Annotated in this window: 31 protein-coding genes; 2 read left to right on the top strand and 29 right to left on the bottom strand. The window is 70.6% G+C overall.

Going from position 1 to position 25,177, the window contains the following annotated elements:
• Window positions 1-2: 2 nt before the first annotated feature.
• From flhB to ABJF88_16510, 24 genes are all read right to left on the bottom strand, one after another.
• Window positions 3-1,076, bottom strand: coding sequence for a flagellar biosynthesis protein FlhB (gene flhB, locus ABJF88_16625; GenBank protein MEP0548562.1), 1,074 nt, complete (start codon window positions 1,074-1,076; stop codon window positions 3-5).
• 149 nt (window positions 1,077-1,225) lie between these two features.
• Window positions 1,226-1,996 carry a flagellar biosynthetic protein FliR gene (fliR, locus tag ABJF88_16620; protein ID MEP0548561.1) on the bottom strand — a complete coding sequence of 257 codons (771 nt, stop codon included), beginning with the start codon at window positions 1,994-1,996 and terminating at the stop codon, window positions 1,226-1,228.
• Between the two features lie 104 nt (window positions 1,997-2,100).
• Window positions 2,101-2,370 carry a flagellar biosynthesis protein FliQ gene (fliQ, locus tag ABJF88_16615; GenBank protein MEP0548560.1) on the bottom strand — a complete coding sequence of 90 codons (270 nt, stop codon included), beginning with the start codon at window positions 2,368-2,370 and terminating at the stop codon, window positions 2,101-2,103.
• 82 nt (window positions 2,371-2,452) lie between these two features.
• On the bottom strand, window positions 2,453-3,298 hold the full coding sequence (fliP, locus tag ABJF88_16610) for a flagellar type III secretion system pore protein FliP (protein ID MEP0548559.1): 846 nt from the start codon (window positions 3,296-3,298) through the stop codon (window positions 2,453-2,455).
• The gene (locus ABJF88_16605; protein MEP0548558.1) at window positions 3,291-3,818 is read right to left on the bottom strand and encodes a flagellar biosynthetic protein FliO; all 528 of its coding nucleotides are present in this window, start codon (window positions 3,816-3,818) and stop codon (window positions 3,291-3,293) included. Before ABJF88_16605 ends, fliP begins: the two co-directional genes overlap by 8 nt.
• Window positions 3,819-3,977: 159 nt before the next feature.
• Complete coding sequence (gene fliN / locus ABJF88_16600) at window positions 3,978-4,412, bottom strand: flagellar motor switch protein FliN (protein MEP0548557.1); 435 nt, start codon at window positions 4,410-4,412, stop codon at window positions 3,978-3,980.
• Window positions 4,402-5,370: a FliM/FliN family flagellar motor switch protein gene (locus ABJF88_16595; protein ID MEP0548556.1), complete on the bottom strand. Its 969-nt coding sequence runs from the start codon at window positions 5,368-5,370 to the stop codon at window positions 4,402-4,404. The genes fliN and ABJF88_16595 overlap by 11 nt, the downstream gene beginning before the upstream one ends.
• Window positions 5,367-5,870 (bottom strand): flagellar basal body-associated FliL family protein, encoded by a 504-nt coding sequence (locus ABJF88_16590; protein MEP0548555.1) that lies wholly within the window; start codon window positions 5,868-5,870, stop codon window positions 5,367-5,369. Before ABJF88_16590 ends, ABJF88_16595 begins: the two co-directional genes overlap by 4 nt.
• Window positions 5,855-6,565 (bottom strand): flagellar motor protein MotB, encoded by a 711-nt coding sequence (locus tag ABJF88_16585; GenBank protein MEP0548554.1) that lies wholly within the window; start codon window positions 6,563-6,565, stop codon window positions 5,855-5,857. Before ABJF88_16585 ends, ABJF88_16590 begins: the two co-directional genes overlap by 16 nt.
• Before the next feature lie 14 nt (window positions 6,566-6,579).
• Window positions 6,580-7,371 (bottom strand): MotA/TolQ/ExbB proton channel family protein, encoded by a 792-nt coding sequence (locus ABJF88_16580; protein ID MEP0548553.1) that lies wholly within the window; start codon window positions 7,369-7,371, stop codon window positions 6,580-6,582.
• Between the two features lie 246 nt (window positions 7,372-7,617).
• The gene (locus ABJF88_16575) at window positions 7,618-8,865 is read right to left on the bottom strand and encodes a flagellar hook protein FlgE (protein ID MEP0548552.1); all 1,248 of its coding nucleotides are present in this window, start codon (window positions 8,863-8,865) and stop codon (window positions 7,618-7,620) included.
• 147 nt (window positions 8,866-9,012) lie between these two features.
• On the bottom strand, window positions 9,013-9,408 hold the full coding sequence (locus ABJF88_16570; protein ID MEP0548551.1) for a flagellar biosynthesis protein: 396 nt from the start codon (window positions 9,406-9,408) through the stop codon (window positions 9,013-9,015).
• A gap of 31 nt (window positions 9,409-9,439) precedes the next feature.
• Window positions 9,440-10,177, bottom strand: coding sequence for a FlgD immunoglobulin-like domain containing protein (locus ABJF88_16565; GenBank protein MEP0548550.1), 738 nt, complete (start codon window positions 10,175-10,177; stop codon window positions 9,440-9,442).
• Between the two features lie 23 nt (window positions 10,178-10,200).
• Window positions 10,201-11,736 carry a hypothetical protein gene (locus ABJF88_16560; GenBank protein ID MEP0548549.1) on the bottom strand — a complete coding sequence of 512 codons (1,536 nt, stop codon included), beginning with the start codon at window positions 11,734-11,736 and terminating at the stop codon, window positions 10,201-10,203.
• Window position 11,737: 1 nt separating this feature from the next.
• Window positions 11,738-12,298, bottom strand: coding sequence for a hypothetical protein (locus ABJF88_16555; GenBank protein ID MEP0548548.1), 561 nt, complete (start codon window positions 12,296-12,298; stop codon window positions 11,738-11,740).
• A complete protein-coding gene (locus ABJF88_16550; protein MEP0548547.1) occupies window positions 12,298-12,753 on the bottom strand; it encodes a flagellar export protein FliJ in 456 nt (151 codons plus the stop codon). Before ABJF88_16550 ends, ABJF88_16555 begins: the two co-directional genes overlap by 1 nt.
• A gap of 75 nt (window positions 12,754-12,828) precedes the next feature.
• Window positions 12,829-14,160, bottom strand: a complete 1,332-nt coding sequence (locus ABJF88_16545) for a FliI/YscN family ATPase (protein ID MEP0548546.1) — start codon at window positions 14,158-14,160, stop codon at window positions 12,829-12,831.
• 3 nt (window positions 14,161-14,163) lie between these two features.
• Window positions 14,164-14,946 (bottom strand): hypothetical protein, encoded by a 783-nt coding sequence (locus ABJF88_16540; GenBank protein ID MEP0548545.1) that lies wholly within the window; start codon window positions 14,944-14,946, stop codon window positions 14,164-14,166.
• A gap of 3 nt (window positions 14,947-14,949) precedes the next feature.
• Window positions 14,950-16,011: a flagellar motor switch protein FliG gene (fliG, locus tag ABJF88_16535; protein MEP0548544.1), complete on the bottom strand. Its 1,062-nt coding sequence runs from the start codon at window positions 16,009-16,011 to the stop codon at window positions 14,950-14,952.
• An 8-nt stretch (window positions 16,012-16,019) separates the two neighbouring features.
• Window positions 16,020-17,633, bottom strand: a complete 1,614-nt coding sequence (gene fliF / locus ABJF88_16530) for a flagellar basal-body MS-ring/collar protein FliF (protein ID MEP0548543.1) — start codon at window positions 17,631-17,633, stop codon at window positions 16,020-16,022.
• Between the two features lie 50 nt (window positions 17,634-17,683).
• On the bottom strand, window positions 17,684-17,998 hold the full coding sequence (gene fliE, locus ABJF88_16525; GenBank protein ID MEP0548542.1) for a flagellar hook-basal body complex protein FliE: 315 nt from the start codon (window positions 17,996-17,998) through the stop codon (window positions 17,684-17,686).
• A gap of 14 nt (window positions 17,999-18,012) precedes the next feature.
• The gene (locus tag ABJF88_16520; GenBank protein ID MEP0548541.1) at window positions 18,013-18,291 is read right to left on the bottom strand and encodes a hypothetical protein; all 279 of its coding nucleotides are present in this window, start codon (window positions 18,289-18,291) and stop codon (window positions 18,013-18,015) included.
• Window positions 18,292-18,296: 5 nt separating this feature from the next.
• Window positions 18,297-18,800 (bottom strand): flagellar basal body rod protein FlgC, encoded by a 504-nt coding sequence (gene flgC, locus ABJF88_16515; GenBank protein MEP0548540.1) that lies wholly within the window; start codon window positions 18,798-18,800, stop codon window positions 18,297-18,299.
• An 11-nt stretch (window positions 18,801-18,811) separates the two neighbouring features.
• On the bottom strand, window positions 18,812-19,150 hold the full coding sequence (locus ABJF88_16510; protein MEP0548539.1) for a flagellar basal body protein: 339 nt from the start codon (window positions 19,148-19,150) through the stop codon (window positions 18,812-18,814).
• 309 nt (window positions 19,151-19,459) lie between these two features.
• Between ABJF88_16510 and ABJF88_16505 the strand changes: the two genes are divergently transcribed.
• Together ABJF88_16505 and ABJF88_16500 are read left to right on the top strand one after the other, a co-directional pair.
• A complete protein-coding gene (locus ABJF88_16505) occupies window positions 19,460-20,197 on the top strand; it encodes an ATP-binding protein (protein ID MEP0548538.1) in 738 nt (245 codons plus the stop codon).
• A gap of 232 nt (window positions 20,198-20,429) precedes the next feature.
• Window positions 20,430-21,875: a sigma-54 dependent transcriptional regulator gene (locus ABJF88_16500; protein MEP0548537.1), complete on the top strand. Its 1,446-nt coding sequence runs from the start codon at window positions 20,430-20,432 to the stop codon at window positions 21,873-21,875.
• 72 nt (window positions 21,876-21,947) lie between these two features.
• Here ABJF88_16500 and ABJF88_16495 read toward each other — a convergent pair whose 3' ends face one another.
• From ABJF88_16495 to ABJF88_16475, 5 genes are all read right to left on the bottom strand, one after another.
• Complete coding sequence (locus ABJF88_16495) at window positions 21,948-22,298, bottom strand: hypothetical protein (GenBank protein MEP0548536.1); 351 nt, start codon at window positions 22,296-22,298, stop codon at window positions 21,948-21,950.
• Window positions 22,299-22,403: 105 nt separating this feature from the next.
• A complete protein-coding gene (locus ABJF88_16490) occupies window positions 22,404-22,742 on the bottom strand; it encodes a hypothetical protein (protein ID MEP0548535.1) in 339 nt (112 codons plus the stop codon).
• A gap of 13 nt (window positions 22,743-22,755) precedes the next feature.
• Window positions 22,756-24,231: a flagellar filament capping protein FliD gene (gene fliD / locus ABJF88_16485; GenBank protein ID MEP0548534.1), complete on the bottom strand. Its 1,476-nt coding sequence runs from the start codon at window positions 24,229-24,231 to the stop codon at window positions 22,756-22,758.
• Between the two features lie 29 nt (window positions 24,232-24,260).
• A complete protein-coding gene (locus ABJF88_16480; GenBank protein MEP0548533.1) occupies window positions 24,261-24,563 on the bottom strand; it encodes a flagellar export chaperone FliS in 303 nt (100 codons plus the stop codon).
• A gap of 472 nt (window positions 24,564-25,035) precedes the next feature.
• The gene (locus tag ABJF88_16475; protein MEP0548532.1) at window positions 25,036-25,164 is read right to left on the bottom strand and encodes a flagellin; all 129 of its coding nucleotides are present in this window, start codon (window positions 25,162-25,164) and stop codon (window positions 25,036-25,038) included.
• Window positions 25,165-25,177: the final 13 nt, after the last annotated feature.

Below are 25,177 nucleotides of genomic sequence, written 5' to 3'. Positions count from 1 at the left end.
GATTAGGCGGCGCGCTCGCGCGCCCGGTAGACCTCGGCGAGGACGGCGGCGACGGCGGGGTAGAGGTCCTCGGCGATCTCGTGCCCCTCGGGCACGGCGGCGTAGAGCGCACGGGCGAGCGGGCGGTTCTCGACGGTCGGCGTGCCGAGCTCGGCGGCGAGGGCTTTGATGCGGAGGGCGCGCTTGCGGATGCCCTTGGCGAGCACGCGCGGGGCGCCGCCCTCGAGGGGGTCGTAGCGGAGGGCGATGGCGTAGTGCGTCGGGTTCGTGATCACGACGTCGGCCTGCATCACGGCGTGGTCGAGCCTCGGGCGGCGGGCCATCTCGCGCGCCACCTGCCGCCGCTTGCCTTTGATGTGGGGGTCGCCCTCCTGATCCTTCGACTCGTCCTTCACCTCGCGGTCGGTCATCTTCAGGTCCTCCTTGTACTTCCACTTCTCGAACGCGAAGTCCACGGCCGAGAGGAGGGCGAGGGCGAGGAGCATTTGCAGGAGGAGCCCGGCGATCCACCCGGCGGCCGTCGTGAAAATCCCCTCGAACGGGACGGTGTGGAGGACGAGGATCTCGGGGAGGTGGCCCTTGATGACGATGTACGCGAGCGGGCCGACGACGAGGATCTTCGCGAGCGACTTCCCCGTCTCGAACAGGCCCTTCGACGAGAACAGCCGCTTGATGCCTTGCAGCGGCGAGATCCGGTTCGCCTTCGGCATGAGGGGTTTCGCGGACACGTTCCACCCCGTCTGCGCGAGGCTCAGCGCGACGCCGGCGATCATGAGCACGCCGAAGAACGGGGCGAGCACGAGCGCCACTTGCAGGCCGAGGTCGGCGAGGAGCGCCTGCATGCTCGCGGGGCTGAACGTCATCGTCGGCGCGCCGAGGAAGAGCCGCGTCATCATCGACTGCAGCACGCCGAACGCGGGCGGCATCCCAAAGATGAGCACCGCGCTGCCGACGCCGACCATCCCCACCGACGACATCTCTTTCGAGCGAAAGACGTTGCCGTCCTCGCGCGCCTTCTTCAGGCGCTGCGGGGTTGGGTCGTGGACCTTCTCTTGGCGGTCGGGCTGGTCGCTCACGGGACGAGGCTAGGGTGTGCGGAGCCTAAGTCAACGAGTGTGCCAGCCTGCCCGCACGGGCTGATTCGGCCGCTAGCGCCGCATCCCGGCCGATTCCGGAAGCTCGCGCCGCCGGACGGGGAAAGGTTTTCCGCCCGAGCCGGACCGCCTCAGCCCGCGAACACGTCGAGGAGCCGAGCCATGTCGCCTACCATTTGTGCGACGAGGTCGGGCACGACGGGGCCGAAGCCCTGGAGGAAGAGGGCGAACAGGCTCAGCCCGACGAGCAGCTTGAGCGGGAGGCTGAGCGAGAAGAGGTCGGCCTGCGGGACCATCCGCGCGAACACGCCGAGGGCGACGTCGACGAGGAAGAGCGTCACCATGAACGGGGCGGAGAGGCGGAGGGCCGTCGTGAAGAACGCGCCCGTCCACTGGAGCAGGAGGGGGCCGCCCGCCGCGAGGTTCGCCCCGGCGAGCGGGACGATCTGGAACGACGTCACGAGCGCGATGACGATCTGCTGCGGCCCGTCGAGCAGGACGAAGAGCAGCATGAACAGCAGCGTCAGGAAGCGCCCGATGGGGTTCGAGGGCTCGCCGCTGATGGGGTTGTAGATCTGCGCGAGGCTCAGGCTCATCTGGAACCCGATCACGTCGCCGGCGAACTGCACGGCGTAGAACACGAACTGCGCGGCGAACCCGAGCATCACCCCCGTCAGCGCCTCGATGATGACGGCGACGACGAACCCGACGGGGTGCGTGATGGTCGGCGGGAGCGCGCCGCCTGCGAGCCCGGCGAGGCTGAACGCGAGGACCGCCGCCAGCATCACCTTCACCTGCACCGGGATAAACTTCTGGCTGAAGAACGGCGCCGCCACGAGCAGCCCCCCGATCCGCACAAAGACCAGCAAGACGCGGAGGATGTACTCGGGGTCGAGGAGCACGGCGGGGGCGTGTGGGGGAGCGTGAGTGTGGACGTGTGGGAGCAGGTGGAGGCGATCAAGTCGTTACTCCCATACGCCCTCACCCCCTTACGTCCACACCCAGCTCAGCGCGAGACGTTCGGGATGAACGTGAAGGCGTGTGCGGTGAAGTCCGTCAGCAGCTCCAGCATCCACGGCGCGAGGAGGAGGAGCATGGCGGCGATCGCGAGGATTTTCGGGATGTAGCTCAGCGTCATCTCCTGGATCGAGGTCACGGCCTGGATCAGGCTCACGAGGAGGCCGACGGCGAGGGCCACGCCGAGGAGCGGGGCGGTGACGGTCACGGCGAGCACCATCGCCTCGCGCATCCAGAAAAGAGCAACGTCAGCATTCACAGGTTTAGAGTTTGGGGTTGTGAGTTCGAGGGTCGATGAGGGGCTGAGCCGGGAGAACATCCTACCCCGAACCCCCGACCTCTTACCCTAAGTAGCCGCGCACGACGGACTCGACGATGAGGTACCAGCCGTCCGTGAGGACGAAGAGGAGGAGCTTGATGGGGAGCGAGATCATCACCGGCGGGAGCATCATCATGCCCATCGACATCAGCACGCTCGCCACGATGAGGTCCACGATGAGGAACGGGAGGAACAGCATGAACCCGATCTGGAAGGCGATCCGCAGCTCGGAGATCACGAACGCCGGGACGAGCACGTGGAGCGGGACCTCCTCCGGCGTCGCTACGGCGTCGAGGCCGCCCATGTCCATGAACAGCATGAGGTCCTTGTCGCGCGTCTGCTCCAGCATGAACGCCTTCGTCGGCGCGGCGGCGAGGGCGAGCGCTTCGGACTGCGTGATCTTCTCCGCGAGGTAGGGCTCCAGCGCGTTCGTGTTGACCTCCTCGATGACCGGCGCCATGATGAAGAACGTCAGGAAGAGCGCAAGCCCGATGATGATCTGCGTCGGCGGCGACTGCTGCATCCCGAGCGCCGTGCGGAGGATGCTGAAGATGACGATGAGCCGCGTGAAGCTCGTCATCAGGATGATGACCGACGGCGCGAGCGTGAGCACCGTCAGGAGCAGGAGGAGCTGGATCGGGAGGGCAAGGTCCTCGTCCCCCTTCGTCAGCGACACGCCGGGGAGCGGCGAGAGCACGGACCCGACCGACGACCCACTCGACGGGGCATCGGGCGCAGGGGCGGGCGCGGCGGTTTCAGCGGCGAGGTCGGCCGAGGCTTCCTGCGCGAGTACGGCAGGCGCGAGCGCGGCGGGCGCGAACGCGAGGAGAGCGGCGAGGAGCAGCAGGCGGGGCACGGGGTTACGCATGGGTCGGGCGGCCGAGGCTGCTGCGGAGGAGGTCGGCGAAGCCGGGCGGGAGCGCGTCGGGCTCGGGCTCAGGCTCGGGCCCGACGAACGTGCCGGCGGGGTAGCGCTGGAGCAGCGTGATCTGCCCGCTCGTGACGCCTAGCAGGAGCACGTCGCCGCCGCAGCGGACGAGCCGGAGCTGCTGGCCCTGCGCGAGCTGGAGCTGGCCGACCGAGTGAAGGTGGGCAGCGGTCGCGGGGTCGCCGGTCTGCTTGCGGAGGTGGAGGGCAAACGCGCCGCCGCCCGCGAGGAGCGCGAACGCGATCAGGTTGCCGACGCTGAACAGGCGGGGCCCGCCGCGCTCGCTCCGCCCGCCGCGGAGCGCTTCGGCCTCGCGAATCTCCTGCCCGGCCGCCGCGTCGGGCGGGGCCGACGGCATGAGCTGGACGGCGAGGAAGAGCACGAGCAGGCCGGCGGCGAAGAGGCCGATCCGGCGGAGCAACGGCGGGGGGATGGCGGCGGTGGAGAAACGGGCGAGCATGGCGGCGGGCGGAGGCGGGGACGGAGCGCGGCGGCAAACGAGCCGACGTGATTCCGGTCTCTGCGAAAACGATGCCAGCCGCCCCGGTCATCCGGGGCGGCTGGCCATACGGGCCGCAGGGGCCGAATTGTGTGTCCTCGCGCGCGCGAGTGCGCCCGCTCAGTGGAAAGCGTTGCCGGCCGCGCTCGGCGTGGCGAGCCGGGTGATGCGGACGCCGAACTGCTCGTCTACGACTACGGCCTCGCCCTCGGCGATGAGCCGCCCGTTGGCGTAGACCGCGAGCGGCTCGCCGACCATCTTCTCCAGCTCGATTACACTCCCCGCGCCGAGGCGGAGCACGTCCGAGAGGGGGAGGTGCCGTCGGCCGAGTTCGACCGTCACGTCGAGCTCGACGTCGTGGAGCACGCCGAGGTCGGCCGCCCGCGCGGGGCCGTCGCCGAGGTGTTCGCTGCCCACGTCGGGGAACGTGGCAGCGGCGACTTCGACGGTGGGCGTGGCGGACGGCGCAGGGGCGGACGACGCGGGCTCGGACGGCGCGGTGTCGGCGAGGGATTCGGTGAGCGGGGCGTCGGGCATGGGCTGATCAGCGGACATCGGCGTGCGGAGGGTTGGGTTCGGGGGAGGGAGCGGCACCGACAACCTCGACGATCTGGAGCGCGCACCGCGAGCCGGAGCGCCCGGCCTGCGCTTTGAAGCGGGGCTGTGTGCCGACGTAGACGGGGAGCGGCTCGGAGGGCCGGCGCTGGAGCGGGACCACGTCGCCGACGGCGAGGCTGAGGATCTCGCCGAGGGAGAGGCGGGTCCGGCCGAGCTCGGCGCGGAGCTCGATGGCGGTCGTCCCCACGGCTTCGGCGTACTGCGCACGCACCGGCGGCGGCTCGGCGGCGGCGGGGCGCGTCACCTTCTCTTTGGCGGGGGTGGCGCCCATCAACTGCTGGACGAGGGCGAAGGGGTAGCAGAGCGTGAGCGGCGCGCAGCGCTCGCGGACGCACGCCTCGAACGTGACGATGACGACGGGCTCGGCGTCCGGCAGGAGCTGGACGAACTGGACGTCGGCCTCGTAGTCCCCTTTCGTGAGCGAGAGCGGGGCGACGTCGCGCCAGCTCGCCCCGAGGTCGTCGAGGGCGCGGTCGGCGAGGCGATGCGCGACGCGCTGTTCGATCTGCGAGAGCGACCGCGGCTCGTCCACGAACGCGCCGGTCCCGCCGAACAGCTTCTCCGCGACGAAGAGCGCGAGCCGCGTGTCGATCTGCAGCAGCAGGGCGTGGTCCGTCCCCCGCGCCGTGCCGACGAAGAACGCGGCCGGCTCCCGGCTCGCCACGACGTAGTCGGCGTAGGTCCGCTGCTCGACGGATGTGACGGAGAGTTCGACGAGCGTGCGGAGCTGGGCCGAGAGGTAGACGGCGAGCCGCCGGCCGAACACCTCGTGCACGGCGTGGAGGGCGCGGAGCCGGTCGTGCGACAGCAGCCGGGGTCGGCGGAAGTCGTACGGCTGCGCGCCGCCGGCGGACCGGCCTTCGGGAGGAGCAGGAGGGGAAGCCGTCAGGGTCATTGGAGGACGTACTGCGTGAAGTAGAGGCGGTCGATCTGCCCCTCGCGGAGCATCCCGTTGACGGTGTCGCGGATCTCCACCTTGAGGCTGTCGCGCCGGCCGATGTCGGAGAGCTGGGGGACGGTCTTCGCGCTGAGGATCTTGATGACGGCGTCGCGCACGGCGATCTCCTTCATCGTCAGCTCTTCGAGCGCTTTCGCCTGCTCGCTCTCGAACCCCACGTGCACCATGAGGTAGCGGAGGCCCTCCGTGCCGGCGGGGTTCACGATGAGGCCCTGCAACTCGAGGAACTCGCCGTACTCCGTGGGCTCCGCTTTGGGCTCTTCCTCCACGGGCAGTGCGACCTCCTCGGCCGGGCCGCCGAGGACGGCGGCGAGGGAGGCCTGCTGGCTCACGGCGACCCACGCGCCGAGCACGGCCGGCACCACGATCGCTGCGACGATGGGGATCCAGCGACGCTTGGGGGGGGCTGCGGGGTCGGGTACTATGGGGTCGGCCATGTCTGGATCCATTCGAAAAAGATGTCTACGCGGCGGTTGCGAGCCCGGCCTTCGCCCGTCTCGTTGGAGGCGATGGGGCGGTGCTCGCCGTGACCGAGCGCCGTGTAGCGGTCGGGGGAGAGGGCGTCGGGCGTCTCCAGCAGGAACCGGACCACGGAGGCGGCCCGGGCCGTGGAGAGCTCCCAGTTCGAGGGGTAGCGGGCGGTCTGGATCGGGCGGTCGTCGGTGTGGCCCTCCACGCGGACGGCGGCGACGGCGCCGCCGAGGAGCTCGGTGAGGGTGACGAGCAGGTGCTGCGACGGCTCGATCAGCTCGGCGGCGCCGGAGCGGAACATCACGGAGTCCGTGACGGACACGCTGAGCCCGGTCTCGGTCAGGTTCACCTCGACCATGTCGGTGAGCCCCTGCTCCTGGAGGTAGCGCTCCACCTCCTCGAAGCGCATGGCGTGCTCGCGCTGGGAGTACTCGACGCTGGAGTGGCGGCGGAGCGTGGGCGTGACGGACTCGTAGGTGAGCATGCCGGTGCCGCCCTGGAAATAGCTGAGGGCCTCCTCGAACTTCTTCACCTCCACCTCCGACATGGCGACGAGCATCACGAAGAACGTGAGCAGCAGCGTCATCATGTCGCTGAACGTCGCCATCCAGAACGGGGCGGTGGGTTCGTCGTCCTCCTCAAGGTTGAAGTCGTCGGCCACGGGCGGTCAGTGGGTCAGGCAGCGCGTTTAAGGGGGGTGGGCTCCTCAGCGGTCGCCTCCGGGGCGTCGCCCCCGACGTAGAGCGCGAGGCGCTTCTCGACCATGATCGGGCTCTCGCCGCGGACGATCGCGAGCACGCCCGTCCGCACCATCTCGTACTCCTTCGCGACGGCGCTGGTCTGCGCCTTCAGCTTGGCCGCGAACGGCAGGCAGATGAGGTTGGCGACGAGGGCGCCGTAGAACGTGGTGATCATGGCGACGGCCATGGCGGGGCCGATGGCGCTGGGGTCGTTGAGGTTCTGGAGCATCTGGATCAACCCAATCAGCGTGCCAACCATCCCGAAGGCGGGGGCGTAGGTGCCCGCCGTGTTGAAAAAGCGGCCGGTGAGCGCACGCCCCTGCAGCTCCTCGCCGATCCGGCTCTTCATCAGCTCGTCGACCTCGTCGGCCTCCACGCCGTCCACGGCCATCTCCAGCCCGAACTTCATGAGGTCGTGGTCGATCTCGCCGATCTTCCGGTCGAGGGCCAGCAGCCCGTCGCGGCGGACGAGGCGGGCGAGGTCGGTGAACTCCCCCACGAACCGGGGATAGATGGGGTCCTGGAAGGCGAAGAAGGCCTTGACGCCGCCGGGGATCGTCTTCAACTCGGGGAAGGAGAACGCGATGGCGAGCGCCGCGCCCGTCCCCCCGAACACGATCATGAGCGATTTCGGGTCGAGGAACGTGATCCACCCATCGCCTGTGACGATCGTGCCGAAGATGAGAACGAGGCCGGTGACGAGGCCGAGGAGCGTGGTCTTATTCATCCGACGTCGGGGGCAGCGGACCGGGGAGGGCGGAAAGGATTGGCGGCGGCGGGCGGAACATGTTGCCGCTCGCCCGGCAGGGGGGCTGCCGGGGACGTGCTCCGGTTATCGGAGATCCGCGCCCGGCTTAAGGCGGGCCGGCGGATTTTCCCCGACGCACGAAGCCCCGCGCCGGCGAGCGGCGCGGGGCTTCGGAAACCGCCGGACGAGGCGGGAGGGGCGGGCGTCAGCGGAGGGCCGCCGAGCCTACCGCTTCAGCTGCACCACCTCCTGCAGCATCTCGTCCGACGTGGTGATGACGCGGGCCGAGGCCTGGTAGCCCCGCTGCGTCACGATCATGTCCGTGAACTCGGCGGCGAGGTCCACGTTGCTCGTCTCGAGCGCGCCCGAGATCACCGCCGTGTTGATCTCCTCCCCGGCGCGGCCGAGGACGAGGTCGCCGGCGCCGGCCGTGAGCCCGTAGAAGTTGTCGCCGAGCTGCTCCAGCCCGTTCGGGTTCGCCACGGTTCCGATCGCGAGCTGGGCAATCGCGCGCTGCTCCCCGTTCGAGAAGCTGAGCACGAGCGAGCCCGAGGGGTCGATGCCGTAGCCGATGAGCCGGCCGGCGGCCTGCCCGTCCTGGGCGTTCACGTTCGCCGTGGAGGAGCCGCCGTACTGCGTGAGGTTGCCGATGTCGAGCGTGATCGCGAGGTCGTCGCCGTTGCTGCCGGGGAAGACGCCGCTGAGGTCGATCGTCGCCGGGTCGGGCCCGATGATGTTGCCGTCGATGTCGAAGTCGAGCTCGATGCCCGAGCCGGTGAGGTCGGTGGCGGGGACGGGCGGCTCGGCGTCGGGGTCGCCGGCGATCTGGGCCGTGGTCAGCGTCCACGTGTCGGCGTCGGTCATGCCGAAGGTGAGCACGAGCGTGTGCGGCTGGCCCTGGGCGTCGTAGACGACGGTCGACATCGTGGCCTCGCTGCCGTCCTCGTTCGGGACGAGGTCGGCCGAGAGGTTGCCGCCGAGCGTGACGTTCCCCGTCTCCTCCGGCGGGGCCGTCGCGTCGAGCGCGATCTGGACGTCCTGGAGGGCGCCGGTGTTGATGGTGCCGTCGGGGTTGTAGGCCCAGCCCTGCACGTTCATCCCGTTCGAGGTGACGAGCTGGCCGTCGGCGTTGAACTGGAAGTTGCCGCTGCGGGTGAGCGCGTTGCCTTCGGCGCCGCGGACAACGAAGAAGCCGTCGCCGCCGAGGGCGAGGTCGGTGGCGAGGTTGGTGTACTCGAACGAGCCCTGGCTCCAGGCCTGGTCAATCGAGCCGACCGTCGCGCCGTTGCCGATGCTCGCGCCGCCGATCGTCTGCCCGATGCCGAGCATCTTCTGCCCGAGCATGTCGTGGAAGGCGACGCGGCTGCGCCGGAAGCCGACGGTGTTGACGTTGGCGATGTTGTTACCGATGACGTCCATGCGGAACTGATGGCTGCGAAGGCCGAGGACGCCGGTGCGGAGGGAGCGAATCATGGTGTGTGGGGGGTGGTCCGCGACGTCCGTCGGTCGGTCGCGGTCCGGCGTCCCTGTTCCGCGCGGAAGCGTCGGAGGGCGGGTCCTGCCGGGGTGGTTGGGAGGTAAGGGTCGAGCGTGAAGGGGTGGAGCGTGAACTGGGTGGAGCTAGAGCACGAAGGCGCTGTCGATCTGGGTGAAGGCGCGGTCGCGCATCTCGTCGGTGCTGACCGCCGTGACGACGGTGCGCGAGGGGACGCTGACGACGAAGGCGGCGTCGGCGCGGAGGAGGAGCGCCTCGCGGGCGCCCTTCGCGTCGAGGAGCCGGACGGCGTCGGCGAGGGACTGGCGCTCGGCCGCGTCGAGCGAGATGCCGCGGGCTTCGATGCGGCGCTCGGCATGCGCGGAGAGCGTGATCCCGTCGTCGGGGGGCGCGCCCCGCTCGGCGTGCCGGAGCGCGTCGGCGAAGGCGGATCCCGGCGCGTCGGGCGCCCGCGAGGCAGGCGGAGCGAGCCCGGCGTTGCCGGGGCCTTCCACGCGAGCCGCGAGCTGGCGAACGTTCATGGGCGTAAGCGTTGGGTGGATGGAGTGAGAATCAGGAAACGATGCTGCGGAGGTCGCTGAGCGGGACGGACCGGCCGCCGAACCAGAGCGACACGCCGCCGCTCTCGATGGTGATGCGGTCCACGGTGCCACGGATGTAGCTCGTCGCGGCCACGTCGTCGCCGTCCGCGTTCTGGGCGCTGACCTCGAAGGTGTAGTCGCCTTCGGGGAGCGGGGCGCCGTCGCCGTCGCGGCCGTCCCACGTCAGGTTGTGCGCGCCCTCGCCCTGCCCGCCGAGCGCGAACGTGCGGACGACGTTGCCCTCGGCATCGCGGACGGTGACTTCGACGTCGGCGGCGGAGTCTGCGAGCTCGAACCCGAAGGCGGCCGGGTCCGACCCGTTCCACCCGAGCTCGTTGCCGGCGACCTCGACGGTCTGCCCGATCAGCGCGGAGGCCGTGCTGAGGTTCATCCCGCTCGTGAGCGTGCCCGCGAGCGCGGCCTGCTGCGCGGCCGAAGCGGACATCCCCTCGGCGAGCGCGGCGAGCTGGCCGGAGTGCGTGTTGAGCGTCGAGCTGATGTTGGCGAGCTGCTCGACGGACGAGAACTGCGCGAGCTGGGCGACGAATTCGTGCCCCTCCTGCGGGTTCAGCGGGTCTTGGTTTCGAAGCTGGGCGACGAGCAGGTTGAGGAACTCGTCCTTCCCGAGCGACGGGTCGCCGAACGTGGTCGGCGGCGTGGTCGGGCCGGCCGGGGTGTCGGCGGCGGGTGTGAGCGAGGTGATCTCCATGGGCGTGCGGGTTGAGGGCGGGGCTAGCCGACCCATTCGTGTCGGCCCCCGCTGAGGCGGGCGCGTGAGGGAGAAGCGGTGGTGCGGGCGGGAGCCGCGAGGTCGGCGCGGGGCACGGAACGGGAGAAGCCCCGGTCATTGCGGCCGTCAGACGGGGCATCGTCGGAGCCGTCGCTCGTGAGCGAGAGGTCGACGCTCGCGCCGAAGTGCTCTTGTAGCACGGCGTGGATGCGGTCGGCGCTGGCGGAGGCGAGGCTGCGGAGGTGCCCGTCACTGAAGGCGACGGACACGCTGACGCGGTCGTTGTCCCGGTGCGTCTCGATCGTGAGGGTGCCTTCGCCGTCGTCGAGTCGGATTTGGAGCGACTGCGCTGCTGCGCCGGGTGGGAGGCCGCGGAGCGGCTGGTCGAGCACGGCGCGGAGCCACGCCACGGGAAGCGTGCGCTGGAGCGACGGCGGCGTCTCGGCGCGCGCCGACGCTGCGGGACCGTCGGCCGCCTCGCTCATCGGTGGGATCGATGGGTCGCCCTCGACCTGATCAGGGGTCGTGGCCGTGCGGTCGACGGATAGCAACCGTTCGTCCGTCGGCTGATCCTGCGGGCTCTGGCCGTCGCCCTCGAACGACCCTTCCTGCTGCTGGGCCGCCGCCGGCTCCGCGTCGTCCGCAGACGGAGCCGTGGGCTCGGTGGAGGCATCGTCCCCAACGGGTTCGGGAGCCACCTCGACGGAGTCAGCCGGAAGCGCCGTCGGGTCGGGTGCGATCGGGTCGAGCGCCGTCGAGTCGAGCGGGCTCGCGGGCTCAGACAGATCCGTCGGCGGCGTCGACTCGAAGGGCTGGGCCTCAGCGTCGAGCGAAGGCGCCGTGGCGTCGGGCATCGGCGCGAACGTCGTCGGCGGTAGGGGCGAGGACGCTGCCTTGACCGGATGTGCGGGGTCCACCATCGAAGCATCGACCGGGGGCGAGGAGCCTTCGGCCGTCAAGTCGCTCGCGGCGGGTTCTACAGCTTCCCCGCTGCCGGTCGTACGCACCGGCGCTTCGGCGGGGGCATCGGGAGAGGAGGGAGGAGCGAGGGTCTGTTCCGATGCGCCCGATGTGGCGGCCGAAGCCGAAGGCGTGGACGGCGGGGCGTCGGCCGAAGGGACCGGCAGCGCTGGCGCAGGACGACTCGGAGGGGACATCGCGGGCGGAGCCATTTCGCCGGTTTCGGAAGCGGAAACCAGAGGCGTCGCTACGGTGGGCGCGAGGGGGATGGAAACCGCAGCGGACGCCCGATCGGCGGTCTGCGTGCTGTGCTCGGCCTCCTCTGTTTCCGTGCTCTCGCTCTCCTCTGCGGCATGCTCGGTCTCGGCAGCCACCTCTTGGGTGAGCGCGGCCCCGACGGGCACGTCCCCCTCACCCTCGGCTGCAACCGCGCCCTCGGCGGCAGCCGAATGCAGCAGCGCTCCATTCAGCAGCGTCGCGAACGCCGCTCCGTCCAATTCGGGCATACCGCCGCCGGGGCGGAGGTCGACGTCGGGGGCCGGAACGAGCGGCGTGAGGGTGGCGAGGAATGGCGTCATGTCAGCCCTGGGTCTCTGTCGGCGTCGCGGGAGCGGCTTCCGAAACGGGGCTCTCGGCGACGGGTGCGGGCGCGTCGTCCCCGGCGGACCCCGTCGTGAGGTAGCGGACGAAGCGCGCGGCGCGGTCCGACGGGAGGGCCTGGAGCAGCCGCGTCCGGTTCCGCGCCGACGAGGCGGCGTAGAGCATCTCGACGACTTCGAGATCGAGCCGGGTGAGGATGGCGCGGAGCTCGGCGTCTTCGAGCTTGCTCAGCGTGCCGCTCAGCGCCTGCGCCTCGGCCTGCCGGTCGACGGGCGGTGTGCCAGCGGTCTCGAGCTCGCGGCGGGCGTCGTCGAGCTCGCGGCGGAGGACGCTGAGGGAGTCCTGAAGCGCGGCGTCGAACACGGCCGGCGCGTCGGCATTCCTGATCGTCGAGCGGGGCTTGGCCTCGGCCTCCGCCACGGCGAGGCTGTCGGCGGCGGCATCTTCCGGCGCGGGCTTCGGCACGACGGCGTAGGTGCCGACGAGGCTCGCGGCGAAGCAGACGAGGGCGAGTACGGCGGGGAGAATCACCTGCTTCATCAGGCCGCCTCGCGCTGCTTACGGCAGTGGGCGACCACGGCCTGCTCGTCGAGGAACGCCGACTCGGCGTCGTCGGCTGCTTTGCGGTGGGCGGAGTGCTCGTCGTCGCGGAGGATGGCGAGCGCTTCCTCAGGCCGGCGCTTGAGGACGAGCGCGCGCTTCGCCTGCGCCTCCTCGCGGCGGAGCCGCTCCAGCGTCTGGGCCTCGGCCTGCGCGGCCCGCTGCGCGTCGAGCCGGTAGGCGGCAAGCTGGCGCAGCGAGACGAGGTCGGCGACGCCGGAGGTCGGCGTGCGGTGGGCGAGTTCGTGGAGGCGACGCTCGGCGGCTTCGAGCGCGGATTCCTGCGCCTGCCGGTCCCGATAGGCGCGCGCGAGGTCCTGCTCGGCGCGCTCGGCCTGGTGGCGGCGCAGTTCTAACACATCGTGCAAGGAGAATCGGAATTTCTTTCCAGACATGCGGGCTCTAGCGGGCGAATACGTGGGGGAAGGAGGCGTGTCGGGAGGAATGCAAGGAGTCGGCCAAACCGCGCGCTAGCGGGTGGGCGGCGTCGGAATCGTGGCGAGGAGCGCGCGGAGCGTGCCGACAGGGTCGGGATCGATGGGCTCGTGGACGCCCTGCTGGAGGAACTCGGTGAGGGCGCCGTGGGCGGCGAGGGCGCGGTCGGTGAGCGGGTCCTGCCCGCGCTCGTAGGCCCCGATCCGCAGGAGGTCCTCGACCTTGCGGTGGGCGCCGAGCAGGCGGCGCGCCTCGTCGGCGGCGGCGAGCGCCTCGGCCGAGGCCACGCGGTTCATCACGCGGCTCACGCTGCCGGGCACATCGATGGCCGGGAAGTGGTTGGCGTGGGCGAGCTTGCGCGAGAGGACGATGTGGCCGTCGAGGATGCCGCGCGCGGCGTCGCCGATGGGCTCGTTCATGTCGTCGCCGTCGACGAGCACGGTGAAGATGCCGGTGATGGTGCCGGTGGCGCCCGGCCCGGCCCGTTCGAGCAGGCGCGGGAGGAGGGCGAACACACTCGGGGTGTAGCCGCGCGTCGTCGGCGGCTCGCCCACGGCGAGGCCGATCTCGCGCTGCGCCATCGCCACGCGCGTCACGGAGTCCATCATGAGGAGCACGTCTTTCCCCTCGTCGCGGAAGTGTTCGGCCACGGCGAGGGCGACGCTCGCGCCCTTCACGCGGCTCATCGCCGCCTGGTCGCCGGTGACGGCGATGACGACGGAGCGGGCGAGGTCCTCCTCGCCGAGGTTGTCGTCGATGAACTCGCGCACCTCGCGCCCGCGCTCGCCGATGAGGGCGATCACGTTGACGTCGGCCTTGGCCTCGCGGGCGATCATCCCGAGGAGCGTGCTTTTGCCGACGCCGGAGCCGGCGAAGATCCCGATCCGCTGCCCCTTCCCGATCGTGAGGAAGGCGTCGATCGCGCGGACGCCGGTCGCGAGTGGCTCGTGGATGGTCTGCCGGTCGAGCGGGGACGGCGGCTCGCGGTGGACGGGCTGCTCAGCCATGAGCGCGAGCGGACCCTTCCCGTCGAGCGGGCGGCCGTTCGCGTCGATCACGCGGCCGAGGAGGGCCTGGCCGACGCGGACCGTCAGCGGCAGGCGTGAGCACTCGATGAGGCAGCCGGCCCGGAGCCCGTGCGTCTCTTCGAGCGGCATCAGGACCGTCGTCCCGCTGCGCACGCCGACGACCTCGGCCTTGAGCCGGCGCCCGCCCACGCGCTCGTGGATGTAGCACAGCTCGCCGACGGCGGCGTCGAGCCCGCTCGCCTCGATGAGGAGACCGACGACGGCCTGCACTTTCCCGTAGACGACCGGCCCGGTGGGGATGGCGTGGAGCTGCTGGAGGGTGTGGGCGACGAAGGACATGGGTTACACGTCCTCCTCGTCGGTGCCGTCGTCGGCGTGGAGACCGAGGCGGTCGTGGAGGTGGCGCAGCATCTCGGACCGGATCCGGCGGACGGCCGCCTTCGGCGACTCGACGACCCAGTCGCCTTCGGCGAGCGCGGGGTTCGGCGTCCAGCGGAGGCCGGGGTGGCTCGCGGCGAGGTGCTCCACGAAGCCGCCCTCCTGCAGGTGGAGGTAGTCGACGGGGTGCGTCGCGACGGTGAGGGGGGCGTCGGCGGCGAGCTGCTCGACGGCGGCCGTGAGGGCCTCGGTCGTCGCGTCGCGGACGGCGTCGGGGAGACCGGAGCCGAGCAGCAACTCGGTCGCGTCCAGCGCGAGTTGGACGAGCAGGGGCTCGATGCGGTGGAGGTGGTCGGACCAGTCGGCGTGGAGTTGGTCGAGGCCGGCGGCGGCCGTGGCGTACGCGGCTTCGGCGGCGGCGGCGGTCTCCGCGAGGACGGCTTCGCGGCCGACGGCGTGGCCCTCGGCGAAGGCGGCTTCGCGGGCGGCTGCCACGGCCGCGTCGAGCCGCTGCTGGGCCTCGGTCTCCCACGCGGCGCGGAGGTCGTCGAGACCGGGCTCGGGCTCGGGCTCCGCTTCGGCGTCGGGCGCGACGGGGAAGTCCGGCGCCCAGTTCGCCTGGACCTCGAACGGGCGGGAGGCGCGGCGGGCGTGGGCGCTCCGCAGCACGCCGCGGTGGCGGAGCGGCTCGGCCGCGGGCTCGGACGCAGGCGCGGCGGGGGGAGCGAGGTGTTTGAGGACGGTCATCGGTTAGAGCAGCACCTCCTCGGCCGGCTGCGCGGAGAGGGCGATCTCCTCGCGTTCCTCGAGGTCCTGTGCGACCTCGACGATGCGCTGCTGCGCCTCTTCCACGTCCGTGACGCGGACGGGCCCGAGCAGCTCGATTTCCTCGACGATCGACTCGCGGACGCGGTCGCTGACGTTCTCGAGGACTTTGGCTTTGAGCTCGTCCGAGGCGCCCTTGAGCGCGAGCGCGAGGTCCTTCTGGTCGACGCCCGTGAGGAGGCGCTGGAGGTCGCGGCCCGAGACCGTGATGAGGTCGTCGAAGACGAACATGAAGCTCTTGATGCTGCCGGCGAGGTCGGGCGAGCGCTCGCGGAGGCTCTCCATGATCGTGGTGCCGGTGGAGCGCCCCGCGCTGTTGAGGATGGCGGCCACCTTCTCGACGCCGCCCTGCGCCGTGGCTCCGCCGAAGACGGGCCCGAGCTCCTGCCGGATCACGTCCTCGACCTCTTGCAGCAACTCGGGCGCGGCCTCGCTCATCGTGGCGAGCCGGTAGACCACCTCGCTCTGAAAGTCGTGGTCGAGCACGGCGAGGACCTCGCTGGCGCGGCGCGGCGTCATCCGGTCGAGGATGAGGGCGGCCGTCTGCGGGTGCTCGTTCCGGATGAAGCGGACGATCTGCTCGGTCGTGACGGTCTGGAGGAGCTGGAAGGCGGACATCGCCGTGGCGGCCTGCACCTTCATCATCACTTGGTCGGCCCGCTCGGTCCCGAGCGCGTTGAGGAGCATCTCGCGGGCGACGGTCTTCCCGCCCTGCACGAGGTGGTTCGAGCCGAACGTGGCGTCGCGGTACGTCATCAGCACGGCTTCCACGACCTCGCTGGAGACGTTGCGGAAGCGAGCGATCTCGACGGAGATCCGCTCGACGTCGGCGTCGGGGAGGAGGGGGAGCACTTTGCTGGCGGCCTCCACGCCGAGGGCGATGAGGAGGACGGCGGAGCGCTGGGCACCGCTCAGCGAGGCAGGATCGAGCTGCGCCGGTTCGAGCGCGGGCGGCGGGGCAGCGGGCGGGGCGGGGGGCGGCGTCATGGCGGGGGCTAGTTGGCGGCGACGGGTTGGTCCTGCACGAGCCAGGCGCGGAGGAGCTCAGCCGTCTCCTCGGGCTGGCTGATGACCTGCTGCTTGGTCTCCTCGTACATCTTCTCCTTCGCCTTCAGGCGGGCCTTCGCCTCGCCGGAGAGCTTGCTCGTGTAGAAGTCGTCGGCGTCGAAGGTGGGCTCGGCGGGGGCGGGCAGGGCAGGGGCCGACTGGGCGGCGAGGGCACCGGCCGTGTGGCGGCCGAGGACGGGCGCGGCGTCGGTCCGCTTGAGCTGGAGCGGGTCGTCGGAGGCGGCGGCGTCGGAGACGCGGTGGACGGCGGAGCGGATGAGCCACGCCGCGAGGAGGAGCGCGAGCACCATCAGCCCGTAGCGGAGGTAGAGCTGGAGCCGCTCGGCGTTCTCGTGCCCGCGCAGCTCCTCGACGATCTGGTCGTCGATCGACGTGTCGAACTGGGCCTGGTGGATGGCGAAGCGGTCGCCGCGCTCGGGGTTGAACCCGACGGCGTTCTTGACGAGGGCCTCGATCTCGCGCAGCTCTTGATCGGTATACGGGACGGGCTCGGCCGCGGGCTCGTCGGTGTCGGCGGCGGGCTGGATCGGGTTCCGCTTGTGGTCGAGGATGACGGAGATGGTGAGGGTGCGAATGTCGCCGACGCTCTTCTCCGAGCGCGCCCGCGTCCGTGACAGCTCGTAGTTGCGGACGGTGGAGTTCGAGTTGTCGAACTCGGCGTTCTCTTCGAGCCGCTCCTCGCTGATGACCGTGGCGCTCTCGGGGTCGATGGCCTCGGTCTCCTGCACGTTCCGGCTGAAGTCGAGCGATGCGGCGATGCGGACGACGGCCTTGCCCGGCCCGAGCACCCGGTCGAGCATGGACTGCCCGCTCTCGGTGAGGTGGCCCTCGACGGCGCGCTGCGTGCGGAGCTGGTTCGAGGTGAGCGTGAGGTCGGCGTTGCCGGCGTCGGGGTTGGAGAGGAGCGTGCCGCGCGTGTCGAGGACGGTCACGTCGGCGACGGCCATGCCCTCGATGGCGCCGGCGACGAGCGAGGCGACGCCCTCGACCTGGCCTCGGTCGAGCGAGCCGCTGCCGCCGAGCTGGAGGACGACGCTCGCGCTCGGCTTCGTCTGCTGGTCGCGGAAGGGGCTGCGCTCGGGGAGGACGAGGTGGACGCGGGCCTGGGCCACCTGCCGCATCTCCGCGATCGTCCGCGCGAGCTCGCCTTCGAGCGCGCGCTTGTAGTTCAGCTTCTGCATGAAGTCCGTCATCCCGAGCATGTTGCCGTCGAAGAGCTCGTAGCCCACGGGCCCGTCGGAGACGAGGCCCTCGCCGGTGAAGCGGAGGCGGAGGTCGTAGACCTGCTGGCGGGGGACGTAGACGGCCGTCCCGCTCTCCTCCAGCTTGTACGGGATGTTCTCCGAGCGGAGCGTCTCGACGACGCGGCTGGCATCAGTCGCTTCGAGCCGACCGAAGAGGAGGGCGTAGTCGGGCTGGTTCGCCCAGTAGGCGATGCCGCCGAGCACGGCGATTCCGCCGACGAGGACGAGAGCGAGGAGAGCCTGCTGCCCCGGCGCGAGCCGGGCGAGGAACTGGCGGGCGTTCTGGACGAAGGGCATGGGCGGGGTCGGCGGCGGGGCGGGCTACGGAGGCGTCAGGCTGGCAAGCGTCAGACCTGCATCCGCATGAGTTCCTGGTAGGTCTCGAGCATGCGGTTGCGCACCTCGGTCATCAGCTGGAAGTGGAGCTTGGCCTCGTTCATCGAGATCATCACTTCGTGGACGTTCTCCTGCTCGCCCGCGACGAACGCCTCGACCTGCTCGTCGGCCACCTTCTGCGAGGCGTCCACTTTGTCGATGGCGCCCGCGAGGGTGTCGCCGAAGCCGGTGCCCTCGGCCGCGCCGCCGCCGAAGGGCGTGCGGGCGAAGCCGTCGGTGCCGGCGGGGGCGAGGCGTTGGAGGCGCTGGAGTTCGGAGACGTTCATGATGCGGGGGGCGGTCAGGCGCTGAGGTCGAGGCGGCCGCCGACGGCGCCGGGGCTCACGGTTTGCGCCTCGCGGCCGGGGCCGTAGAGGCGGAGCTCGAGCTTCGGCTGCGGCGGGAAGTAGCGGTCGATCATCTGCTGCTCGTCGGCCGAGAGCGCGCTCGTCGCGGCGGCCGCGTTCGCCGGGGCGGCGTCGGCGGGCGGCGCCGCGGGGCGGGCGGGCGACGGGGCCGGCGGCGTCTGGACGCGCTCGTAGGCCGCGGCGGCGGAGAGACGGTGGTGCGGGATCTTCATCGGGATCAGATTTCGAGCGTGCGTTTGATCATCTCCTTCGCGGCCTGGACGGTCGTGAGGTTGGCTTCGTAGACGCGGTTGGCCGAGATCATGTGGGCCATCTCCTCGACCACGTTCACGTCGGGGTAGTGGACGTAGCCCTCGGCGTCGGCGTGGGGGTGGTTGGGGTCGTACTCGAGCCGCTCGGCGTCGATCTCGGCGATGTCCGTCGTGAGGCCGAGGTCGTCGTCGCCGAAGCGGCCGGTGAGGCGGCCGTTGGGGAGGTGGCGCTCGTCCGTCGTGCGGAGGCGGGTCTGGGCCTCGGTGAGCGTGCGGCCGAAGCGGGAGCGCGCGGAGTCGGCGGTCTGGACGGCGCGTTTGATGGCGTAGGGCTCGCCGTCCTCGGCGCGCGACGACGTCGCATTCGCGATGTTGTCCGTGGCCGCGCCGAGGGCGAGGCGCTGCGCTTCGAGCCCGCGGGCGGCGGTGCGGAAGATGGAGAGGGATGGGGTGTTGCGGATGATCGGCATGGGGACAGGGGTTAGCCGGCGCGGCCGGTGATGCCGGTGCGGAGGAGGTCGAAGTGCTCGCGGAGGGCGCGCGCGGTGAGCTGCGTCCGCATCTGCGTGTCGGCGAGGCTCATCAGCTCGTCTTCGAGCATGGCGGGCCCCTCCTCCACGTCGATCCGCGCCTGCACGTCCTCGGGGCTGCGGAGGGCGGGAGTGCTCCGGCGCCGCGCCTGCAGCTCGTCCTCGAACCGGACGGCCTCCCGCTGGTAGCCGGGCGTCTCGAGGTTCGCGATGTTGTCGGCGAGCGTCTGGGCCCGCATCGCGTACGCTTGCATGGCGTGGCGGAGGACGGAGAGCTTGGGCGTATCCATAGGGGGAGGGCGCGTAGTGATATCGGCTCTCTGTCAACCACCGTGCCGCCCCGCCGATGCCGCCTCGGGCGGGGCGAACGAGCGCCCGGTCCCGATGTCGGGCGTGGCCGGTTCGGGCCTGGTTTATGCCCTCTGTGCCCGTACCAACCGCGTGTGCGCCTGCACGGGGGGCGGAAACAGCCGTAGCGAACGTCAGGGCTGTTTCAGGAAAGAGCCGCCGGCCGCCCCCGGAAAAAGTTGCCGCCGCGCTCGCTCGCTCCCCGGAAAAACATGACCGCCCCGCCCGTGGCGCCACCCCTCGACTCGACTATGCCCGACCACCACTCCCCTGCCCCGACCCTCGCCCACCTCCCCGCCGCGCTCGAAGCCGGCATCGACCGGGACCAGGCCGTCGCCGACCTCGCCCACATCCTCGCCCACCGCCTGCGCGGCCCGCTCACCAGCATCCAGTGCTACACCGAGATGCTGACCGACGAACTCGGCACGTACGAGGAACGAGAGATGGCCCTGCGCATCATCGAGAGCGCCGCCGCCATCGAGGGAATGCTGGCCGATCTCCAGCGCTACAGCTTCAGCCTCACGCCGGTGCTCCGCAGCCTGGACGCGCGGCGCGTGGCCGAGGGCGTGCTCCTCGGGCTGGGCGAGCAAGGCGCCGGCGTCCGGCTCGTCGTCGAGGACGAGGGCGAGGTGGCGGCCGATCCGGTGCTGCTCCAGCAAGCCCTGCTCATCCTCCTCCACAACGCGCTCGACGCCGCGCGCGAGGCGGGCGACGACGCGGCTCCCGTGCGCCTGTCGATCCGCCGCACGGGAGCCGGGGCCGTGTGCTTCGACGTGTGGAATCCGGGCTCCCTGGGCGAGCACGGCCCGCGCGTCTTCGACCCCTTCTTTACGACGAAGTCGCAGAACCTCGGCATCGGGCTCTCGATCGCCCGGCGGATCGCCGTCGCGCACGAAGGGCACCTGAGCCTCGCCGCCGACGCGGCCGGTCGGACACCGGGGATCACCTTTACTCTTTTGCTCCCTGGCGTTACTACATGTTATGTGTGAAGGATAGAGACGAGTGGTGCTATCCCCTTCATGAGATACGCTTGGTGCGCGGCGGGCACAAGTGGAACGGAATTCCTATATTGAGACAGATGTAATTGGATTCGTCGAATCTTAGTTTTTCTGGCGGTTGTGATCGGTCGAAGATGTTCGGTGTGCTCTGTCGAAGATGTTCGGGTTGGCCCCCCATCGTTCGTGTCCTGCCATTATTTTGCCACACATATACTCTAAGCCCATGATTAACAAGGAGCAGCCGCACATCCTGGTCGTCGACGATGAACAACTGCTGCACGGGGTCCTCGACCGACTGCTGACGCGCCACGGGATGCGCGTCACGAGTTGCCACAGCGGGGCCGAGGCGATCGGCGTTCTCGCCGCGGAACCCGTGGACCTCGTGATCACGGACATCCAGATGCCCGAGATGAACGGGTTCGAGCTTCTCGCTCACGTCCGCGAGGAGTACCCGGACGTGGCCGTCGTGATGATCACGGGGCATGCGAACATCCAGCACGCCGTGCAGGCGATGGCGCACGGCGCTGTGGACTACCTCCCGAAACCGTTCTCGACCTCGGCCCTGCTGGAGCGCGTCCGCGACCACCTCGCCCGGCGTGACGCCGCGGCACCCGCCGAGTCGACGACGGCCACGCCGGCCACCTCCGCTGCCCCCACGCGCGCACGGCGCGCCGGATCGGGCAAGCGGGTCCCCTTCGTCGGCGAGCACGAGAGCATCCAGGCGCTGCGCCGGCTGATCCCGCGGATGGCGCGGAGCAAAGCGTCCGTCTTCGTCCACGGCGAGAGCGGGACGGGCAAGGAGGTCATCTCCCGGCTCGTCCACGAGGAGAGCGACCGTGCCGACGGCCCGTTCGTCGCAGTGAACTGCGCGAACCTCCCGCGCGAGCTCGTCGAGAGCCACCTGTTCGGGCACCGGAAGGGGTCGTTCACCGGGGCCGTGGAAGACGTCACCGGCGCGTTCGAGCAGGCGCAGGGCGGCACCCTGCTGCTGGACGAGGTGACGGAGATCGATCCGGCGGTCCAGGCCAAGCTCCTCCGCGTGCTGCAGGAGCAGGAGTTCCAGCGCGTCGGCGACCCGAAGCCGCGCAAGGCCGACGTCCGCATCATCGCGACGAGCAACCGGGACCTGAAGGAGGCCGTGGCCGAGGGCGTCTTCCGCGAGGACCTCTACCACCGCCTCGCCGTCTTCCCGCTGACGCTGCCCCCGCTGCGGGCGCGGCTCTCGGACGTGGCCCTCCTCGCCGAGCGGTTCATCGAGAAGTATTGCACGCTCTACGGGCTCCCGCTCAAGACGCTCGACGCGGGCCTCCTCCGCCGGTTCGAGAGCTACGACTGGCCCGGCAACGTCCGCGAGCTGGAGAACATGGTCCACCGCGGCGTGGTCATGGCCGCTGACGCGACGGTCATTCAGCCGGAGGACGTGGTGAACACGTTCTTCTCGAACGCGGCCACCCCTGCGATGCCGGTCGGCCTCTCGCTCACGGGGAGCAACGGGGCGCGCCTGACGATCGAGGAGATGGAGCGCCACATGATCCTCGAGGCGCTCGCGGAGACGGACAACAACCAGCGCGAGGCGGCCGAGCTGCTCGGGATCTGCGCCCGTACGATCCGCAACAAGCTGAAGAAGTACCGCGAGGAAGGCCACACCGAGCTCAACATCGCGATGTGAGCTCAGCTTCTACGGGAAACGCCCTACGGGGGCGGCCGCGACCCGGCCGCCCCCGTTCCGTTTGGGGGCGCGCTACTCGGTGGGGGGCTGGCCGTTGAGGTCGGAGCGGAGACGCTCGGCGAGGCGCTTGATGGTGTCCGGCTGACCGTAGGCGTTCTCCTCCAGCTTGCCGAGGATGATCGCTTTGCGCTCGGGGTCGAGGCCGGGCAGGCTGCGGAGGGTCTCGCGGGCGCTCTCGAGGGCCGGGTCCTGGGGCTCGTTGGTCCGGGCGCGGGCAGCGTCGGACAGCTCGATGCGGTCCTGCGCGGCCGAGCCGGCGTCGGAGGTCTTGGCGACGGGCGGCGTCGGGCGGGCCTCACCGGCAGCGTCGGAGGCTTTCGGGTCGAGGCGGGCGGTACCGGAGCGGAGGGGTTGGATGCTCATGGCCTGTACGGCGGAACGGTGGAAAGGGGGCTCCGTCTCTTTATCGGGAGGTTCGGAAGTGTACTAAGTGGTCGGGCGAAGAAAAAAGTACGGCCGATCGGCGTGTTAGCCGTGGACAGGCCCGAGGATGCGGGCGACGGGCACACCGCCGTCGTACGTCGTCTGCGCCCGGCGGTGCTGGGCGAGGGAGCCCAGGGCCTCGGCGGCCTCGGCGCTGTGGGCAGCGAGGGCCCCGGCAAGCGCGCGGTGCTGCGTTGCGAGCGCGGCGGCAACGGCGTCCGACGCCTCGGTGCGCGCCCCGAGCGGCGGGCCATCGAGGAGCGTGGCGACGAGCGTACCGCGCTCGGCTGCGAGGGCCGCGACCCGGTCGAAGTCGTTCGCTTCGAGGGCGGCGGCTAGCTCATCGCCGCAGGCGAGGATGGCTTGCACGGCGGGGATAGGCATCGAGCAGCGCGGCTTAGTAGAAGAAGGAGTTGAGCGAATCCTGCTGGCCTTGGAGGAGAGCGAGCGACTCCTGGAGCTGGGCGTACTGCATGCGGAGCTGGTCCTCGCGCATCGTGAGGCGCTCCTCCCAGCGTGTGATCTGCTTGTCGTAGCGGCCGATCTTGTCCTCGATCGTCTTCGTCCGGCGCTTGAGGATGCCGTCGGTGCCGAGGAAGGTGCCGATCCGCTCCGAGAGCCGCGTCGCTACGCCGTCGTCGGCTCCGAAGAACGACTGCACGGCGTCGGGGCTGGCCTCGACGGCGGTGAGCAGCTTCTCGCGGTCGGCGAGCTTGAGCGTCCCGTCGTCGTTGATCTCGATGCCGAGGTCGGCGAAGCGGGCGGGGGCACCCTCGGGCTGGCTGCCGACGGTGCGGAGCGCGTCGTTCCGCATTCCGAAGCGGAGGCTCGTGATGGCGGAGTCGCCGGCGAAGTCGCCGCGCGCACCCGCGTCGGGGTCGACGTTCGACTTCCGCTTGATGAAGGCGTGGGCGTCGTTGTACTTCTTGATGAAGGCCTCGACGTCTTTCACGATCGCGTCGCTGTCGGGGCCGACGCTGAACGTTGCGGCCTCGCCGACGGCGCCGAGCGAGAGGGTGAGGCCGTCGAGCGCGTCGGTGACCTCGTTGGTGCTGCGGTAGAGCGTGAGGCCGTCGAGCTTGAAGACGCTGTTGAGCGCGGAGTCGGTCTCGCTCGTCCCGACGGCCGTGACCTGCCCGCCGGCGCCGATGTCCCCGGCGAGCGCGGCGCGGTCGAGCTGGAGGAGGCTGAGGAGGCCGTCCCCGGAATCGGTGAAGGTGAGGCGGCTCGCGAAGCCGGTGTCCCCGCTGCGGAGCGTGAGCCGGGAGGTGTCGGAGGTCTCGTTGACGAGCGATGCCCCGGCCTTATCGCCCGGCCGGATCGTGCCGTCGGCGGCGGCCGCGCTCATCGCGTCGTTGATGGCCGTGCGGACTTCAGCGAGGATATCGGCGTCGGTCGTCCCCTCGGGCTCGACGGTGACGTCGATGCCGACGCGCCGCTCGGGCTCCTCGTCGGTCGGGCTCGCGACCTCGATCGTGAAGGTCTGGGCACCGCTCGCGTCGAAGAACGAGCGGAGCCCGGTGCCGTCGCGCTCGAACCGCTGCGAGAGCCGGGTGTCGGTGGCGGCGAGGCGCTCGACCTGGACGGTGTGGGAGCCGGTCGCGGCGCGGTCGGAGGCCGTGACGCCGAAGCCGGCGCCCTCGGGGACCGTCGCCGCACGTGCGGTGAACGGGTTGGAGATGGGGTCCTTCAGCCGGTCGATGCTGGCGTTCAGCGCGGAGAGCGTGCTGTTGAAGTCGGTCAGGACGGCCTTGAAGACCTTCTGGTTTTCTTGCCGCGTCCGGATCGCGATCTGCGGCTGGCGCTCGATCGAGATGATCTGCGCGATGAGCTGCTCGTAGGGGTCGTTGGCGTTGAACGCGGCGATGGGCATGGGCGCGGGATCGGGCTAGCGGGGGCGGGCTAGGCGGCAGGGCGGCAGAGGACACCTTCCTGCCACGCCTCGCGGAGCCCGCCGAGGAGTTCGGCGACGACGCCGAGGTTGCCCAGCGCGCTCTCGTTGAGGCAGTACTCGTAGAGGACCTGGAGCCGGCCGGCGATCTCGCCGCCGCGGTCGTGGTTGAGCGCGGCCATCAGCTCGACGAGGACGGCGCGCACCTTCGGCCGGTCGTCGCGGTAGCACGCCGCGATGCCGAGGTCGTAGAGCTTGACCACGAGCCGCTCGGGCGAGGCGGTGGCGATGGCTTGGTGTTGGTACTGGCGCATGTGGGCGTTGGGATGCATGGCGCGCTGCAAGTCTGGTTCCAAGAAGCGGAGGTGGGGAAAGCGGCGGATCGGGCGGCGGGGCGGTGAAGCCCTTTCCTCCGGTCGGCATCGTTTTCCGCGAGGCCGGTGCCGGGGTTAGGGCGGTTATCGGGGCGGGGGGCTCGGCACTAAGCGAGCAAGCGCGGATTATCTCGCGGCCCTCAGTACACGACGAAATCTCGATCTTGTCATCCCGAGCGAAGTCGAGGAACCCCGAAGGGACGCGTCCCTTCGGGGTCGGCGAAGCCCATCTCCCACCGCGCAAATTGGCTCGACGTGGGAGATCTCTCCGCTCGCTTCGACACACGTGTCTTCGCTCGGTCGAGATGACGATTCCCTGTTTTGCCGCGTACCTAGCTCGCGGCCTTAAACGCGCACCGCCGCCCCCCGAGTGGGAGGGCGGCGGCTATCCGCTCGGACTCAGGCGGGGGGGTTACCCGATGAGGGAGAGGACCGACTGCGAGGCCGAGTTCGACTGGGCCAGCGTGGCGAGCCCGGTCTGCTGGAGGATCTGGAGCTTCACGATCTCCATCTGCTCCTTGGCGAAGTCGGCGTCCTCGATCCGGCTCCGCGCC

This window comes from Rhodothermales bacterium, from assembly GCA_039944855.1.
In the GTDB taxonomy this organism is placed as follows: domain Bacteria; phylum Bacteroidota; class Rhodothermia; order Rhodothermales; family JANQRZ01; genus JBBSMX01.
The sequence above is the reverse complement of the archived record's forward strand: the minus strand, read 5'-3'. Positions and strand labels throughout refer to the sequence as shown.